At 69.8% G+C, this 13,577-nt stretch carries 16 protein-coding genes; 10 read left to right on the top strand and 6 right to left on the bottom strand.

Translation table 11 applies throughout. The annotated features are described in order from the left end of the window. Window positions 1-3 precede the first annotated feature (3 nt). Window positions 4-174 (top strand): hypothetical protein, encoded by a 171-nt coding sequence (locus tag LI336_RS06585; protein ID WP_227132070.1) that lies wholly within the window; start codon window positions 4-6, stop codon window positions 172-174. A gap of 512 nt (window positions 175-686) precedes the next feature. On the opposite strand, the gene LI336_RS06580 is transcribed toward LI336_RS06585, so the two are convergent. Together LI336_RS06580 and LI336_RS20350 are read right to left on the bottom strand one after the other, a co-directional pair. Next, window positions 687-1,595 carry an RIO1 family regulatory kinase/ATPase domain-containing protein gene (locus LI336_RS06580; RefSeq protein ID WP_227132068.1) on the bottom strand — a complete coding sequence of 303 codons (909 nt, stop codon included), beginning with the start codon at window positions 1,593-1,595 and terminating at the stop codon, window positions 687-689. 38 nt (window positions 1,596-1,633) lie between these two features. Further along, complete coding sequence (locus tag LI336_RS20350) at window positions 1,634-2,149, bottom strand: BBE domain-containing protein (protein WP_227132066.1); 516 nt, start codon at window positions 2,147-2,149, stop codon at window positions 1,634-1,636. Here LI336_RS20350 and LI336_RS06570 point away from each other — a divergent pair. Then, window positions 2,091-2,786, top strand: a complete 696-nt coding sequence (locus LI336_RS06570; protein WP_227132064.1) for an SDR family NAD(P)-dependent oxidoreductase — start codon at window positions 2,091-2,093, stop codon at window positions 2,784-2,786. The genes LI336_RS20350 and LI336_RS06570 overlap by 59 nt on opposite strands. A 40-nt stretch (window positions 2,787-2,826) precedes the next feature. On the opposite strand, the gene LI336_RS06565 is transcribed toward LI336_RS06570, so the two are convergent. Continuing rightward, complete coding sequence (locus LI336_RS06565) at window positions 2,827-3,591, bottom strand: MBL fold metallo-hydrolase (RefSeq protein WP_227132063.1); 765 nt, start codon at window positions 3,589-3,591, stop codon at window positions 2,827-2,829. Window positions 3,592-3,723: 132 nt separating this feature from the next. Here LI336_RS06565 and LI336_RS06560 point away from each other — a divergent pair, with 132 nt between their 5' ends. Then, window positions 3,724-3,921, top strand: a complete 198-nt coding sequence (locus tag LI336_RS06560; RefSeq protein ID WP_227132062.1) for a hypothetical protein — start codon at window positions 3,724-3,726, stop codon at window positions 3,919-3,921. 149 nt (window positions 3,922-4,070) lie between these two features. Here the strand turns inward: LI336_RS06560 and LI336_RS06555 are convergent, their stop codons facing one another. Next, window positions 4,071-4,361 (bottom strand): DUF8101 family protein, encoded by a 291-nt coding sequence (locus LI336_RS06555; protein ID WP_227132060.1) that lies wholly within the window; start codon window positions 4,359-4,361, stop codon window positions 4,071-4,073. Window positions 4,362-4,499: 138 nt separating this feature from the next. Between LI336_RS06555 and LI336_RS06550 the strand changes: the two genes are divergently transcribed. The 6 genes from LI336_RS06550 to LI336_RS06525 all read left to right on the top strand — a co-directional run bounded on the left by LI336_RS06550 (window position 4,500) and on the right by LI336_RS06525 (window position 10,587). Further along, window positions 4,500-5,336, top strand: a complete 837-nt coding sequence (locus tag LI336_RS06550; RefSeq protein ID WP_227132059.1) for a lipoate--protein ligase family protein — start codon at window positions 4,500-4,502, stop codon at window positions 5,334-5,336. Window positions 5,337-5,408: 72 nt separating this feature from the next. After that, window positions 5,409-6,320 carry a deoxyribonuclease IV gene (locus LI336_RS06545; RefSeq protein ID WP_227132058.1) on the top strand — a complete coding sequence of 304 codons (912 nt, stop codon included), beginning with the start codon at window positions 5,409-5,411 and terminating at the stop codon, window positions 6,318-6,320. 190 nt (window positions 6,321-6,510) lie between these two features. Beyond that, window positions 6,511-7,581 (top strand): hypothetical protein, encoded by a 1,071-nt coding sequence (locus LI336_RS06540; protein WP_227132056.1) that lies wholly within the window; start codon window positions 6,511-6,513, stop codon window positions 7,579-7,581. Between the two features lie 81 nt (window positions 7,582-7,662). Continuing rightward, the gene (locus LI336_RS06535; protein ID WP_227132054.1) at window positions 7,663-8,466 is read left to right on the top strand and encodes a class I SAM-dependent methyltransferase; all 804 of its coding nucleotides are present in this window, start codon (window positions 7,663-7,665) and stop codon (window positions 8,464-8,466) included. 96 nt (window positions 8,467-8,562) lie between these two features. Continuing rightward, entirely contained in the window at window positions 8,563-9,426 is an 864-nt protein-coding gene (locus LI336_RS06530; RefSeq protein WP_227132053.1) for an ArsR/SmtB family transcription factor, read from the top strand. Window positions 9,427-9,489: 63 nt separating this feature from the next. After that, window positions 9,490-10,587: an aminopeptidase gene (locus LI336_RS06525; protein WP_227132051.1), complete on the top strand. Its 1,098-nt coding sequence runs from the start codon at window positions 9,490-9,492 to the stop codon at window positions 10,585-10,587. A 200-nt stretch (window positions 10,588-10,787) separates the two neighbouring features. Here the strand turns inward: LI336_RS06525 and LI336_RS06520 are convergent, their stop codons facing one another. Continuing rightward, window positions 10,788-11,438 (bottom strand): DUF7095 family protein, encoded by a 651-nt coding sequence (locus LI336_RS06520; protein WP_227132049.1) that lies wholly within the window; start codon window positions 11,436-11,438, stop codon window positions 10,788-10,790. Between the two features lie 100 nt (window positions 11,439-11,538). Then, window positions 11,539-11,994, bottom strand: coding sequence for a DUF4442 domain-containing protein (locus LI336_RS06515; RefSeq protein WP_227132047.1), 456 nt, complete (start codon window positions 11,992-11,994; stop codon window positions 11,539-11,541). A 119-nt stretch (window positions 11,995-12,113) separates the two neighbouring features. Here LI336_RS06515 and LI336_RS06510 point away from each other — a divergent pair, with 119 nt between their 5' ends. Then, window positions 12,114-13,451, top strand: coding sequence for a zinc metalloprotease (locus tag LI336_RS06510; protein WP_227132046.1), 1,338 nt, complete (start codon window positions 12,114-12,116; stop codon window positions 13,449-13,451). Window positions 13,452-13,577: the final 126 nt, after the last annotated feature.

The raw sequence follows: 13,577 nt of genomic DNA, 5'->3' as shown, positions 1-13,577 counted from the left end.
GCGATGACGCTCGCCATCGCCGCCGGCGACGCGATCGCGCTCACGCCGCTCGCCGCCACGCTCTCGTTCGCACCCGTGCCCGTGGTCGCGGGACTCGCGGTCGCGTACCTCCGAGCGATGGGACCCCGGCCGTCGCGGAGCGGACGTCGCGACGACGGCCCGCGCACGGCCTGAACCCGCCAGCACGACTTCGATGGTCGCGCCCGCCGTGTCCCGACGATAGAACCCCGAATCCGGGCGCGAGATGCCTTCTCGATACCGTCCGCGACGGGGGCGCCACGCCACCGACCAGACATTTGCTATCGCGGAATATAGTTTATCAGGCGTCGGTCGACCGTCGACGTCCCCGTCGAACAGCCCATCAGGCGGGGGAGAACGCACGCAACGGCCGCGTCGCGCACCTCGCGACCGAACCCACCGGCCCGCGCTGCAACCTGTTCGGCCGGCACCGAAGCACGGCAATAGAACCGGAACACAGTACGTGCACGACAGCGAGCGGACGGCCGGTCTCTCTCCGAACCGATGCGAGGTCGCCCCAGACAGCGGGCTGACGGCCGGTCGGTCCCGATGCGACGACGGCCACCACCCGGACGCGTCGAGCGACCGAACGCTCGCCTGACCCCTGGGGTGACGACCACAGCAGTCGCTCGACGAGTGCCTCGATCGACCGAGGAGGAAGTGTCGCCTCAGGCCGCGTGGTCGCGCACGGTCTCGAACTCGCTGGCGACGAGCGCGTCGACGACGGCCTCCCGGTCCAGGTCGGGGACGTCGCTCGGGTACTTCCGCTGGAAGTACCCCACGATGTTGTCCACGTCGCGCGCGAGGAACTCGCGGGCGTTCTCGTGACTCGACGCCACGGCCTGCGGCCAGTCGAACACCGTCACGCCGCTCTCCGCGAGGAAGACGTTGTACTCGCTCATGTCCGCGTGCACGAACCCGGCGTCGTACGCCGTCGCCATCTCCCGGAGGACCAGGTCGAGCACGCCCACGACCTGCTCGGGTTCGACGCGCGTTCGCGCGAGTTCGACGCCCTCCATCTTCTCCATGACGATCGCGTGCCGGTTGTGGTCGACCGGCCGCGGCACCGAGACGTCGGGATACAGGGTCTCCAGGCGCTCGTACTCGCGTTCAGCTGCTTTCCGGGCGGTGTACAGCCACGAGACGTGGTCGCGGTCGCTCGTGTAATCGCGCTCCTTCATCACCTCGCGGAAGTTCGTGTACCCCTCGCGGTGGTACTTGAGCGCCATCGGCTTGTACGACTGGACCTCGTACACGTCCGATTCCTTGCCGACGCCGAGACTCGACCCGAACCCCTGGACGGTGTCGCGTTCCGCGAACGTGTGGAGCGCGAGCGCGTCGTAGCCCTCGGGCGTGAGCTTGTAGCCCTCGTACTGGATCGTCTTCCGCTGGATGAGGTCGCGGTCCAGGCAGCGGTCCAGGCGGTAGTCGACGTTCTCCGCCGTCAGCCCGGAGAAGTCCGGGAGCTTCCCGCGTTGCACCCACTCCGAGAACCGCATCCCCTGCTCGACGCCCGACAGGAGGTTGAAGTCCTCCTGTTCGAGGTCGACCATCATCGGCGCGACGTTCTGGACCATCGACCGAGCGTAGTCGGGCGACGCGGAAAAGCCTCCCGTCACGCACCACCGAGATAAGCCATAAACCAGTAATCGCGATACAGAAAGTGGTGGTGTGGGTGAACGAGGGTCCACGGATGGGGTCCGTTCGCGGGGTCGACGTCGAGGTCGTTCGCGAACACGTTCTCGGGGTCGTAGTCGGCTTTGAGTTCGTGGAGGCGGTCGACGTTGTCGCCGTCGCCATCCGTGCGCGCTCCGCGTCGTCGTCGGGGTCCACCCCGGTGGCCTCGACGGCGAGCAGGAACTCGGGTCGCGGAACCCGAACGCGGCGCGTTCGGCGGACGGACTCGTCGACGACGGGACTGTGGATGCTTGGGGAGGCGTCCGGATGGACCCTCTGGAGACGCGCTCGGAGAGCGTATCTCTGCACTGACGGGTACTCTCCGGAATACTGGCCGCCTATCCCCTGAATACGGCGGCCTCAGGGTTATGACCGTTCGCGCCCTCCGGTGTGGTATGAACGTCGACCTCCACGAGTCGCTGTCCGGCCAGACCGCGCTCGTGACCGGTGCCAACCGAGGTATCGGCGCCGAGATCGCCGCGAGACTCGTCGACCTGGGGGCGACCGTGTACGCCGGTGCGCGCGACCCGGAGACGGTGACGGCCACGCATCAGGAGCCGGTCGAGTTGGACGTCACCGACATGTCGCAGGTTGCCGGCGCGATGGAACGCCTCCGAGCGGAGTCCGGGCGACTGGACGTGCTCGTGAACAACGCGGGCGTCTACGGCCCGCAGGGCCAGTACGGGGACGTCGACACGGCGGCTATCGACCGGACGCTCCGCACGAACCTGCTCGGGCCGATGCTCGTGACGCGGTACGCGCTCCCGTTGCTCGTGAGCGACGACCGCTCGGGGGCGCGCGTGGTGAACGTCTCCAGTGGCTCCGGGCAGTTCGCGGAGGGTATCGACGACTCGCACCTGCCCTACGGCGTGTCGAAGGCGGGATTGAACGCGTTCACGCAGGGGCTCGCGCGACAGTATCCGTCGCTGTACGTGAACGCGGCGTGTCCGGGATGGGTTCGCACCGACATGGGCGGCGAGCACGCGCCGCGGAGCGTCGCGGCGGGCGCGGAGACGCCGGTGTTCCTCGCGCGGCTCCGCGATGGGCCGAGCGGGCGACTGTGGCGCGACGAGGAACTACAGCCCTGGTGACGGCGGCGGCGTCGACCGCGAGTGACCCTCGCCGCGGCGCTCAGACCTCGAACGTCTCGAAGTCGGTGCCGAGCTCGTAGCCTTGGTCGGCGACGTCGGCGGCGATGGTGGCGGTGTTCCGTGCGAGCAGGCCCTCGTTGAGGTGGACGAGGACGGTGCGGTGGGCGGCGGCGTCGGCGACCGGGTCCTCGTGGGGCGCGAGGTCGTCGAGCAAGTGCGGGGCGACGACGCTCGTCGCTTCGAGGATGGCGAGGTCGGCGTCGCGGTAGCGGTCACCGCCGGGCATGTCGGGGCACCACGTCCTGAAGTCGGGCGCGTAGACGACCGCGGCATCGTCGGTCTCGATGCGGAACGCGAGCGTGTCGAACGCGGGTCGGTCGTGACGCACCGGAATGGGGGTGACGGTCGCGTCGCCGACGGTGACGGGGTCGCCGTGCGCGAGGTCGTGCTCGTCGAACCGGCCGTCGAGGTACGGTTTCTCGCGGTGGAAGTGCTCGGCAGCGGTCGGCGTCCGGTAGAGCTCGTCGGCGACGACGTCGGCGCGCGCCGCGAGCGAGAGGTCGTCGATGCCACCGACGTGGTCGTGGTGCCAGTGGGTGACGAACGTCGCGTCGAGGCTACGGACGCCGCGGTCGCGGACGCCCTCGTGGAAGTCCGGCGGCACGTCGAACAGCAGCGTCGCAGCGTCGGTCTCGACGAGCAGGCCGGGGCGACGGCGTCGCGCCGCGGCGCCGGCGTCGTCGAGGTCTCGGAACGGCGCGGGGACGCCGGTCACGTCGCCGGTGCCGAGGAGGGTGCATCGCATGGTCGCGTCGTCGACAGTTCCCGACATATGCCTGTTGGTCGGTGCGCCCTCGCGTGCCACGCCGACCCATACAGGTTAGGCCGAGTCGTGATTTGGGGTCGGTTGTTCCCTCTGAGTACGGAGGAATCACCAATGTCGAAATCCCAGTCGGGAGCGGACTACGGTGCACTGTTCGAGAAGGTGACCGGCGAGACGGAGGTCGTCGACGAACAGGACGCCGAGGAAGCAAACGGCGAACGCGAGGTCGACGACGACCTCTCCGAGTACCTCGACGAGGCCACGCGCGAGGACGGCCTCGACGAGGCGGTCGCCGAACCCGACACCGAGTAGCGCCGCCCACCTCCCACCGCTGCGGAGCGCAGTCATCCCACACCACTTCATCCCATCTTCGGTCGCTCGAAACGTCGAGCGACCGCCATCGGACCGTACTCGCCTCTCGGAGTCAGTGCGCACAATCGGACCGTACTCGCCTCTCGGAGTCAGTGCGGGCTGTCGTCTCGATCGAGCAGGTCGTGCATCGACTCCAGGTAGGCGATGGCGGCGGCGTCGTCGCCGGTGTCCAGCCGGTCGGCGACGGCGTCACAGCCGTGCAGGAGGCGGTCCTTCAGGTCGCTCTCGGCGAGCTTGTTCGCGACGACGCGCGAGACCGTGTCGAGGGACGCTCGCGCCGTGGCGTCGTCCTCGGGGAGCGCGTCGGCGGCCGCGGCGAGGAGCTGGGTGAGCGTGTCGTGGACGTCCGGCGGGATGTCGTCGGCGCGTCGGTCGGTCATCTGGCTGGCCGTGGGGAGGGACGCGACCGTGGTAGGGGTTCGGCTCGCGGAACCGGTCGCGTCCGGGACGTGCGGGCTACTGGCTCCCGCCGGTGGCGAGTCCAAACCCCTATGCTGAGGGTGGGCGAACCCGCTGGTATGGGTTCGGTCGCGGACGCCGAGTGGCGGTTGATACGCGAGGAAGCGCACGACGGAGCGACGAACATGGCGCTCGATGAGGTCGCGGCACGCACCGCCGTCGAGGACGGCGTCCGCACCGTCAGGGTGTACCGCTGGGAGCCGAGTTGCCTCTCGATGGGGTACCGGCAGGTCGCCGACAGCGTCGACTGGGCGTTCTGCGAGCGCGAAGGTATCGACGTGACGCGCCGCCAGACCGGCGGTGGCGGCATCTATCACGACAGCTACGCGGACGTCTCCTACAGCATCGTCGCTCCCGCCGACGAGCTACCGGGTGACCTCATGGAGTGCTACGAGTTGCTCTGCGAGCCCGTGCTCGACGCCATCCGGAGCGTCGGCGTGGACGCGGACTTCGCCGACCGGGAGTATCCGAGCATCCACGAGCCGGCGTGCTACCTGCGGGGCATCCACCCCGCACACGACGTGTTCGCGTACGAGGACGGCCCCGACGGCGACCGTCGCGGTCGGAAGCTCTCCGGGAACGCCCAGTACCGCCAGCGGGACGCCGTCATCCAGCACGGCTCCATCTCGTACGACCACGCGCTCGAGAACCACCTCGGCGTCTTCGCGGACCACGACGTCACGCCCGAGCGGTTCCGCGAGCGCGTGACGAGCGTCCACGAGCAAGCCGGCGTCGACCGCGAGGCCTTCGTCACCGCGCTCGAGGACCACCTCGCCGACTGGTGCGACGCCAGCGAGGGCGCGTGGCGCGACGACGAACTCGCCGCCGCACGCGACCTCGCCGACGAGAAGTACGCGAACGACGCGTGGGTTCGCGACCGAGACGCTACGCGGTGACGCGCGAGCGAACCGCCCGAAACGCCGGCCGGTTCCGAAGCCACTTTGACCCGTTGTCGCGTCGCTCCGGGCATGCTCAAGGTAGGTGCGCACGTCTCGACGGGCCAGCACTGGGTCGAGGACGGCAACTCGGAGTACGCGTTCACGCGGAAGAGCAAGCGCGCGGACGACGGTATCGAGGTGACGGTGAACAACCAGCGCGTCATCGGTGGGAACTGCGGGCAGATATTCACGCACTCGCCGCAGGTCTGGGACCACGGGACGCTCGAGGACGCCGAGGCGGACGCGTTCCGCGAGCAGACGAGCGCGCACCTCCCGGGGCCGTGGGTCATCCACTCGTCGTACCTCGTGAACCTCTGCACGCCCAAGGACGACCTCAGAGCGAAGTCCATCGATTCGATGCAGCAGGAGGTCGACGCCGCCGACCGCCTCGGTATCGAGTACGTGAACGTCCACCTGGGCGCGCACACCGGCGCGGGCGTCGAAGGCGGCATCGAGAACGCCGCGAGCGCGCTCGACGAACTCGAGATCCCCGACGGCGTGACGGTCCTCATCGAGTCCGACGCGGGAAGCGGGACGAAGCTCGGCGGGCAGTTCGAGCACCTCGCGAGCGTCCTCGAACAGAGCGACCAGGACCTCGACGTCTGCCTCGACACCGCGCACACGTTCGCCGCGGGCTACGACCTCTCGAGCGCCGACGCCGTCGCGGAGACCATGGCGGAGTTCGACGGCGTCGTCGGGTTCGAGCACCTCGAGTGCGTGCACCTGAACGACTCGAAGCACGCGTGCGGGACGAACAAGGACGAGCACGCCCATGTCGGCGAGGGCGAGATCGGCGAGGCGGGGATGCGCGCGTTCGTCAACCACGACGCCATCGTCGACCAAGAGATCCCGCTCGTCCTGGAGACGCCGACCGAGGACGGCAAGTCCTTCACGTGGAACGTCGAACGCGTCCGCGAACTCCGCGACGACTACGACGCCTGAGGCCCACGGCGGGTCCCCAAGCGACATCGCGGTCGTGAGGTGGGTTCGCGAAGCGCGTTCGAGAGACGGGATTGCGAGGCGCGGTCGCGAGCCGTGTCCGTGAGGTGGCTTCGACCGTGCTGGTGTCCGGGCGAAAGCGTCATCGAAGCTAGCTGGAGGGTCTTTGTGCGTCCGCGCGGAACGTCGTTGCATGAGCGACGGGAGTCTCGGCCCGGGCGCGCAGGCGGTCGTCGTGCTCGCCGTGTTGGCGGCGTTCGCGCTCGCGACGACCGCAGCGGTCGTCGCCGTCGGCGTCGGCCCCATCACGGACGCGGTCCCTGCGTCCTCGGAGTCGGTGCCCGACCAACCGGGCGCGGTCGTCGGCGACGACGGGTCGTCGAAGACGACCGTCACCGGGCGGGTGCGAGCGACCGACGGGACGGTGGCGGGGAACGCGACGGTCGTGCTGGCGCGTCACCCCGAACCGCTGTTCTCGAAGGCGACGCCGAGCGAGCTCGCGGCGGTCGTCGACGACGAGACGAGCACCGACCTCACGGTCGTCGAGGCTCGCGCGAACGGCTCGTTCGCGGGGACGGTGCCGGCCGGAGAGTACGACGTCGTCGCGCTCCGTGATGGGAACGTGAGCGCGGTCCGGACGGTGAATGCGACCGCGGGCGGCGGCCCGGTCGCGACCGGCGACCTCGCGTTGCGCGCCGACCGCAAGATGACCTACGAGGCGAGTGACTCGACGGTCGAACCCGGCGAGAACGCGACGGTGACGGTCGCGGTGTACAACCGCGACGACGACCCGGCGTCGCTGTCGGTGTCGTACTTCCCGACGCCGCAGGGGTGGCGGGTCGTCGACTACCGCGGGTCGGCGGACCGCGTGAACGAGACGACGCGGACGTTCCACTTCGAGAACGTCTCCGCTGGCGCGTGGGCGCGCGCGGAACTGGTCGTGCAGGCGCCCGCGAACGCGACGCGCGGCGAGCGGACGGCGTTCGGTGCGACCGCGAGTGCGCGCGAACCCGGACCCGGCGGTGAGTTCGTCGTGACGTGGCGTGGACGCGCGAACGTCTCCGTTCCCGCGAACGAGACCACCTCGGTCACGCGGACGCCCGGTAGCGTCGACGACGCGACCGAGGGGACCGGGACGGCGGGCGACGAGACGACGACGCGACCCGACCTCCCCGGCCAGCCCCTTCCCGGGTTCGCGCTCGCGCTCGCACTCGCCGCGACGACGCTCGTCGTCGCCGCGTTCGCCGCCCGCCAGCAGGCCTGACCGGCGGCGTTGGCAGCCCTCCGGTCGCCGTCGTCGCGCGGGACCGACTCGCTTTTCCCGAGCGCTCCCGGACGTGGACGCGTGCGACGCTTCGACGAATCGTACCTCGAAGAGACGCGGCGGGGAATGTGGGCGGACTCGACGAGCGCGCTCGCCGCGCTCGACCTCCCCGGCCGCGAGCGCGTGCTCGACGTCGGCTGCGGGACCGGCGAGTTCTCCAGGGTACTCGCCGCGGAGACGCCCGGCGAGGTCGTCGGCTGCGACGCCGACCCTGCGCTGCTCGCGGTCGCCCGCGAACACGTCCCCGTCGTCGCCGGTGACGCGACGCGACTCCCCGTCCGCGACGACGCGTTCGACCTCGTCGCGTGCCAGGCGCTCCTCGTGAACCTCCCGGACCCGAGCGCCGCCGTCCGCGAGTTCGCGCGTGCGTCGAGCGACCTCGTCGCGGTCGTCGAACCCGACAACGCCGCGGTCACCGTCGACTCCACCGTCGACCGCGAACCCGGCCTCGCCCGTGCCGCCAGAGCCGCCTACATCGCGGGGTCGACCGTCGACCCCGCGCTCGGCGCGGACGCCGCCGACGTCCTCCGCGACGCCGGCCTCGTCGACGTCACCACGGCTCGCTACGACCACACGCGCACCATCGAGCCGCCGTACGACGACGCCGACCTCGAAGCGGTCGCGCGGAAAGCCAGCGGCGCCGGCCTCGCGAGCGACGCGGCGAGCCTCCGGCACGTGCTCTCGGACCGCGAGTACGACGACCTCCGCGAGAACTGGCGCGAGATGGGGCGCGAAGCCGTCGCGCAGGCCGCCGACGGCGACTACCGGCGCGTCGAGACCGTTCCGTTCCACGTCACCGTCGGTCGCATCCCCGACGACGACTGAGCGGGCGGCGCGGTGACCAGGTTCGGTGGTCGCGACGACCCGGCGCGGCCGTCGCCAGCACGGAGGTTTTTATCCTCGTACCGCCACCGGGCGAGCATGGTCGAGGACACCGACAGCATCTCCGACGCGTTCGCCGCGCTCGGCGACGAGACGCGCGTCGCGATCCTCGAAGCGCTCGTCGACGCCCGGCGCGAGGCCCCCGAGAACCCCGGGCTGTCGTTCTCCGAACTCCGCGAGCGCGTCGGCGTCGCGGACTCCGGCCGGTTCAACTACCACCTCGGGAAGCTCCGCGAGCGCTTCGTCGAGGAGACCGTCGACGGCTACGAGTTGACGAACGCCGGCTGCGATATCGTCGGCGCCATCCTCGCGGGGACGTACGACACGCACGTCGAACTCGAGCCCGAACCGGTCGCGGACACCTGTCCGATGTGCGGGACGGCGCTCGTCGCGGAGTACGCCGACGGTGGCCTGTCCGTCGACTGCGAGAACGACCACACGGTGCTGTCGACGCCCGTCCCGCCCGCGTCCGCGACGAACCGGTCGATGAGCGAGCTCGTGGACTTCGCGACTCGAACCGTCTACTCGATGTTCGACCTCCTCGCGGGCGGCATCTGCACGGAGTGCTACGGGCGCGTCGACCGCGAGATACGGGCGGTACCGGACGGCGAACTCGTCGACTACGTGTACCGGACGGCGTGCGAGCGCTGCGGGTTCGTGACGACGTCCGCGGCCGCGGCGGCGGTGCTCCGCGAGCCCGCGTTCGTCTCGTTCTGTCACGACCAGGGCGTCGACGTCGACGCGCACCTCCCGTGGACGCTCCCCGGGATGACCGACGGCGGCGGCGTCGAGCGCGTGAGCGCGGACCCGCCGCGCTACGAGTTGCGAGTCGAACGCGACGACGACGCGCTCTCGATGACGCTCGACGGCGAAGGCGAGGTCCTCGACGCCACCCGGGCGTGAAATCATTCAGACAGAAACGCGCTTCTGGAAACCCTTAACTCGGGGACGTGAGACCGGTTCGGTATGGACCCACGCATCGAGCAGCACGCCGAAGTGATAGTCGAACACTCGACGACGGTCGAGGCGGACGACAACGTCCGGATCGTCGCCCCGTCGGCCGCCGAGGACCTCGTCGTCGCACTCGCCGAGAAACTCGGCGAGAAGGGCGCGAACCCCGCGTACCACCTGCGAAGCCAGCGTGCGTCGCGAGCGTACATGCGCGCCGCGGACGAGGACTCGTTCTCGCTCGCCGAGCACCGACTCGCGGAGATGGAGGAGACGGACGTCGTCGTCATCGTCCGGGGCGACGAGAACACGAAGGAGACGAGCGACGTCGACCCGGCGAAGGTCCAGGCCGCGTCGAAGGCGCACAAACCCATCTCGGAGGCTCGCATGGAGACGCGCTGGGTCGGGACGCAGTATCCGGCGCCGGGGAACGCGCAGGACGCCGAGATGAGCACGGACGCCTACGAGGACTTCGTGTACGACGCCGTGAACAAGGACTGGGACGCCCAGCGCGAGCACCAGGCGCAGATGGTCGACGTCCTCGACCCCGCCGACCAGGTCCGCATCGTCTCCGGCGATACCACCGACGTCACGATGAGCGTCGACGGGATGGTGACCGCGAACGACTACGGCGAACTGAACCTCCCCGGCGGCGAGGTGTACACCGCACCACGGCCGGACAGCGTCGAGGGCGAAGTCCTGTTCGACATGCCGCTCATGGCGCAGGGCCGCGAGATACAGGACGCCCACCTCGTCTTCGAGGGTGGCGAGGTTGTCGACTACTCGGCCGCGAAGAACGAGGACGTCCTCGGCGCGGTGCTTGACACCGACGACGGTGCACGTCGCCTCGGCGAGCTCGGCATCGGGATGAACCGCGACATCGACCAGTTCACGTACAACATGCTGTTCGACGAGAAGATGGGCGACACCGTCCACATGGCCATCGGGAAGGCCATCGAGCACACCGTCCCCGACGGCGAACCACTCAACGAGTCCGCGACGCACATGGACATGATCGTCGACATGAGCGAGGACTCGTTCATCGAGGTCGACGGCGAGATCGTCCAACGCAACGGCACGTTCCGGTTCGAGGACGGATTCGAAGACGAGGCCTGAGCGGAGTCGAACCTCGACCTTCCTTGACGTCCTCCCTGGCGCGAGTGCAGCGAGCGCCGACGGCCGAAAGTTCAAGTCAGAACCCCCGGCTAACGCGGCCGATGCGCTGACCAGCGGTCGCGTCGGTCCAGACGGGTGCGCGGTGCGCCGACGCGACGACGACGCACGCACCGCCTGCTCGCCCACCGCTCCAGGGATCGCTAGACGACGTCGCCGCGCACCGTCGCGCCCTCCTGGTCCTCGCGCCACGCGTGCAGGTCCTGGGCCGCCGTCTCCGCCGCGTCGCCGTCGAGCCCGAGCATCTCGAGCGACCGCGAGAGCGTCGGGAGCGCGAGCTCGCCCTCGCGGAGCTTCCGCATCGCCTCGTCGCTCCGCTGGCCCTCGGCGTACAGGCAGACGCCGCGCGGGTCGAGGAGCTGCGTCCAGTCGCCGCGCGTCTTCGCGCCCTCGAGGCGCTGCGTGACGTTGTCCTCGAAGCTCGCGTTACACACCTCGAGATGGATGGGTTCGTCCTCGGCCAGCAGGTGCGCGGCGAGGCACTGCTCGGGGGCCGCGTGCCCGTTCGCGTTCGCCCGAACCAGGTCCGGGTGTTCCTCCGCCCACTCCGCACGGACGGTCTGCCCGACGCCCTGCACGCCGAGCTCGCGCTCGAACTCGGCGGCGCGGTCGCTGTCGCCACGCATCAGGATGTCCTTCGTCACGTACACGTCCAGCCGGTCGACCGGGTCGAGGCCGAGTGCGACGTCGCCGTACACCCACACCTCGCGGACCGGGACCGGCATCGTCTCCGACTCGACCGCGTCCACGATCGCGGCGACGCGGTCCAGCGCGTCGTCCCGTGAGAGACTCATGTCGAACGATAACGCGGCCACGGTCAAAACCAGCCCGCTTCAGGACGCCACCCGCACCGCCCGTGCCGCCCTCGACGCCCGAGCACGCGGACGTTCGCCGTCAGCGCTTCGAGACGTGCACGACGTTCTCGACGGTCGCGTGCACGACGCCGTCGGCGTCGACGACGTCGACCTCGTACGCGCGATTCACGGGACCGTCGGCGTCGACCGCGCGCTTCACCGACGCGATCTCGTCGTCCGAGAGCTCGAACTTCGCGTACAGGTCGGTCCTCCCGGGTCGCTTGAAGTCGATGGACGCCTCCGTGTCCCACACCGCGTACGTGGACTCGTCGAGGTTCTTGATGAGGAGCATCGCGTGCATCGGGTCGCACGCCCCGTAGATGCTCCCGCCGAACGTCGTCCCCATGTAGTTCTTCGTCCGCCACGAATAGGGAATCTCGACGCGGATCTCCTGCCAGTCCTCGCGGATGTACCGGACGCGACCGCCCGTTCCGCGGTAGACGGGGAACAGGTTGAACTTCAATCGCGCCAACCGCGTCCGCCAGGACTCGCTCATGGCTGCGTTCACGACCGACGGTATCGTGAACGCTGTGGAACTGCGCGCGCACCGCGACGCGTTCCTCGCAGTGCCGTCGCGCGAAAGGACTAATCGCCTGCCACGCCAACGTGACGCACGTGCGTTCCCGTCGTTCACTCGCCGTCCTCCTCGCCGGCGTCGCCGTCGTCGCGCTAGCGGTCGGCGCAGCCGCGGTACTCGGTGACCTCGACGACGACGCCGTCAGCTCGCTCGACGAACTCCGCGCCGGCACCGACCCGCTCGTCGCGGACACCGACGCCGACGGGTTGCCCGACGGCGCCGAACGCGACGCGGGGACGAACGCCACCGACGCGGACAGCGACGGCGACGGCCTGGAGGACGGCCGCGAGGTCGACGTCGGCACCGACCCGCTCGCCGTGGACACCGACGACGACGGCCTGGAGGACGCCCGCGAAGCGGACGCCCTCGGCACCGACGCCACCGTCGCAGACACAGACGACGACGGGCTCGAAGACGGCCGCGAGGTCGACGCCGGCACCGACCCGCTCGCCGCGGACACCGACGACGACGGGCTCGGTGACGGCGCCGAAGTCACCGAGTACGGCTCGTCACCGACGAACCCGGACACGGACGACGACGACCTCCGCGACGGCCGCGAAGCACGCGAACTCGGCACCGACCCGACGACGAACGACACCGACGGCGACCGACTCCCGGACGCCGTCGAACTCGACGTGTACGACACCGACCCGACGTCGTCGGACACCGACGACGACGGCCTCGAAGACGGCGTCGAAGCCGCCGACAGCGGCCCGCTCGCCGCCGCCGACCCGCTCTCCCGCGACGTCTTCGTCGAACTCGACTACATGCGCGGCGAACGCCCGAACGCGACCGCGATCGCACTCGTCGTCGACGAGTACGCGACCGCACCCATCACGAACCCCGACGGCACCACCGGCATCTCGCTGCACGTCGTCCTCGACGACGCCATCCCGCGCGAACCCGAGACGAACGAACTCGACAGTATCCGCCTCCGCCTCTCGTACTTCGACAACGAAACCCGCGGCTATCACCACGCGATGGTCGTCCGAGACGCCCGCCTCGCCGGCGACCGCGTCGCCGGCTTCGCGACCACCGGCCACCTCGTCTTCCAGACCCGCGACCGCGACGGCCACCCGTACACGACCCACGAGCAGGCGCACGTCCTCATGCACGAACTCGGGCACGCACTCGGCCTCTCCAACGCCCGCTACGAAGGCATCGACTCGTACGACGTCCCGCACGACCGCTACGAGAGCGTCATGAACTACAACGCCCCCTGGGACACCCTCGGCTACAGCACCGGTGCCCCCTTCGACGACTGGGCGTACCTCGAAACCAACATGTACGGCCCACCAGCACTCACCGTCAACCTCCCCGTCCCAGCCATCGCAACGAGCACGAGCGACATCACGACGAACGCCACCACAGGCTGAACGAACGACGTCACTCGACCACGAATCGACTCCAGGAGAAGTCCGCCCTCCCCGACTTTGAACTCGGTCGCTCCCACCCGCTCACTTCGCTCGCTCGTCTCCCACTCCCTGCTCAAATCGGGTCGG

Source organism: Halorubellus salinus (assembly GCF_020567525.1).
GTDB lineage: Archaea > Halobacteriota > Halobacteria > Halobacteriales > Natrialbaceae > Halorubellus > Halorubellus salinus.
The sequence above is the reverse complement of the archived record's forward strand: the minus strand, read 5'-3'. Positions and strand labels throughout refer to the sequence as shown.

Bases quoted from the DNA above. Each gene is read 5' to 3' on its own strand.
- LI336_RS06585 (WP_227132070.1), top strand. From the start codon at position 4: ATGACGCTCGCCATCGCCGCCGGCGACGCGATCGCGCTCACGCCGCTC.
- LI336_RS06580 (WP_227132068.1), bottom strand. From the start codon at position 1,595: ATGGTCCAGAACGTCGCGCCGATGATGGTCGACCTCGAACAGGAGGAC.
- LI336_RS06570 (WP_227132064.1), top strand. From the start codon at position 2,091: ATGAACGTCGACCTCCACGAGTCGCTGTCCGGCCAGACCGCGCTCGTG.
- LI336_RS06565 (WP_227132063.1), bottom strand. From the start codon at position 3,591: ATGCGATGCACCCTCCTCGGCACCGGCGACGTGACCGGCGTCCCCGCG.
- LI336_RS06560 (WP_227132062.1), top strand. From the start codon at position 3,724: ATGTCGAAATCCCAGTCGGGAGCGGACTACGGTGCACTGTTCGAGAAG.
- LI336_RS06555 (WP_227132060.1), bottom strand. From the start codon at position 4,361: ATGACCGACCGACGCGCCGACGACATCCCGCCGGACGTCCACGACACG.
- LI336_RS06550 (WP_227132059.1), top strand. From the start codon at position 4,500: ATGGGTTCGGTCGCGGACGCCGAGTGGCGGTTGATACGCGAGGAAGCG.
- LI336_RS06545 (WP_227132058.1), top strand. From the start codon at position 5,409: ATGCTCAAGGTAGGTGCGCACGTCTCGACGGGCCAGCACTGGGTCGAG.
- LI336_RS06540 (WP_227132056.1), top strand. From the start codon at position 6,511: ATGAGCGACGGGAGTCTCGGCCCGGGCGCGCAGGCGGTCGTCGTGCTC.
- LI336_RS06530 (WP_227132053.1), top strand. From the start codon at position 8,563: ATGGTCGAGGACACCGACAGCATCTCCGACGCGTTCGCCGCGCTCGGC.
- LI336_RS06525 (WP_227132051.1), top strand. From the start codon at position 9,490: ATGGACCCACGCATCGAGCAGCACGCCGAAGTGATAGTCGAACACTCG.
- LI336_RS06520 (WP_227132049.1), bottom strand. From the start codon at position 11,438: ATGAGTCTCTCACGGGACGACGCGCTGGACCGCGTCGCCGCGATCGTG.
- LI336_RS06515 (WP_227132047.1), bottom strand. From the start codon at position 11,994: ATGAGCGAGTCCTGGCGGACGCGGTTGGCGCGATTGAAGTTCAACCTG.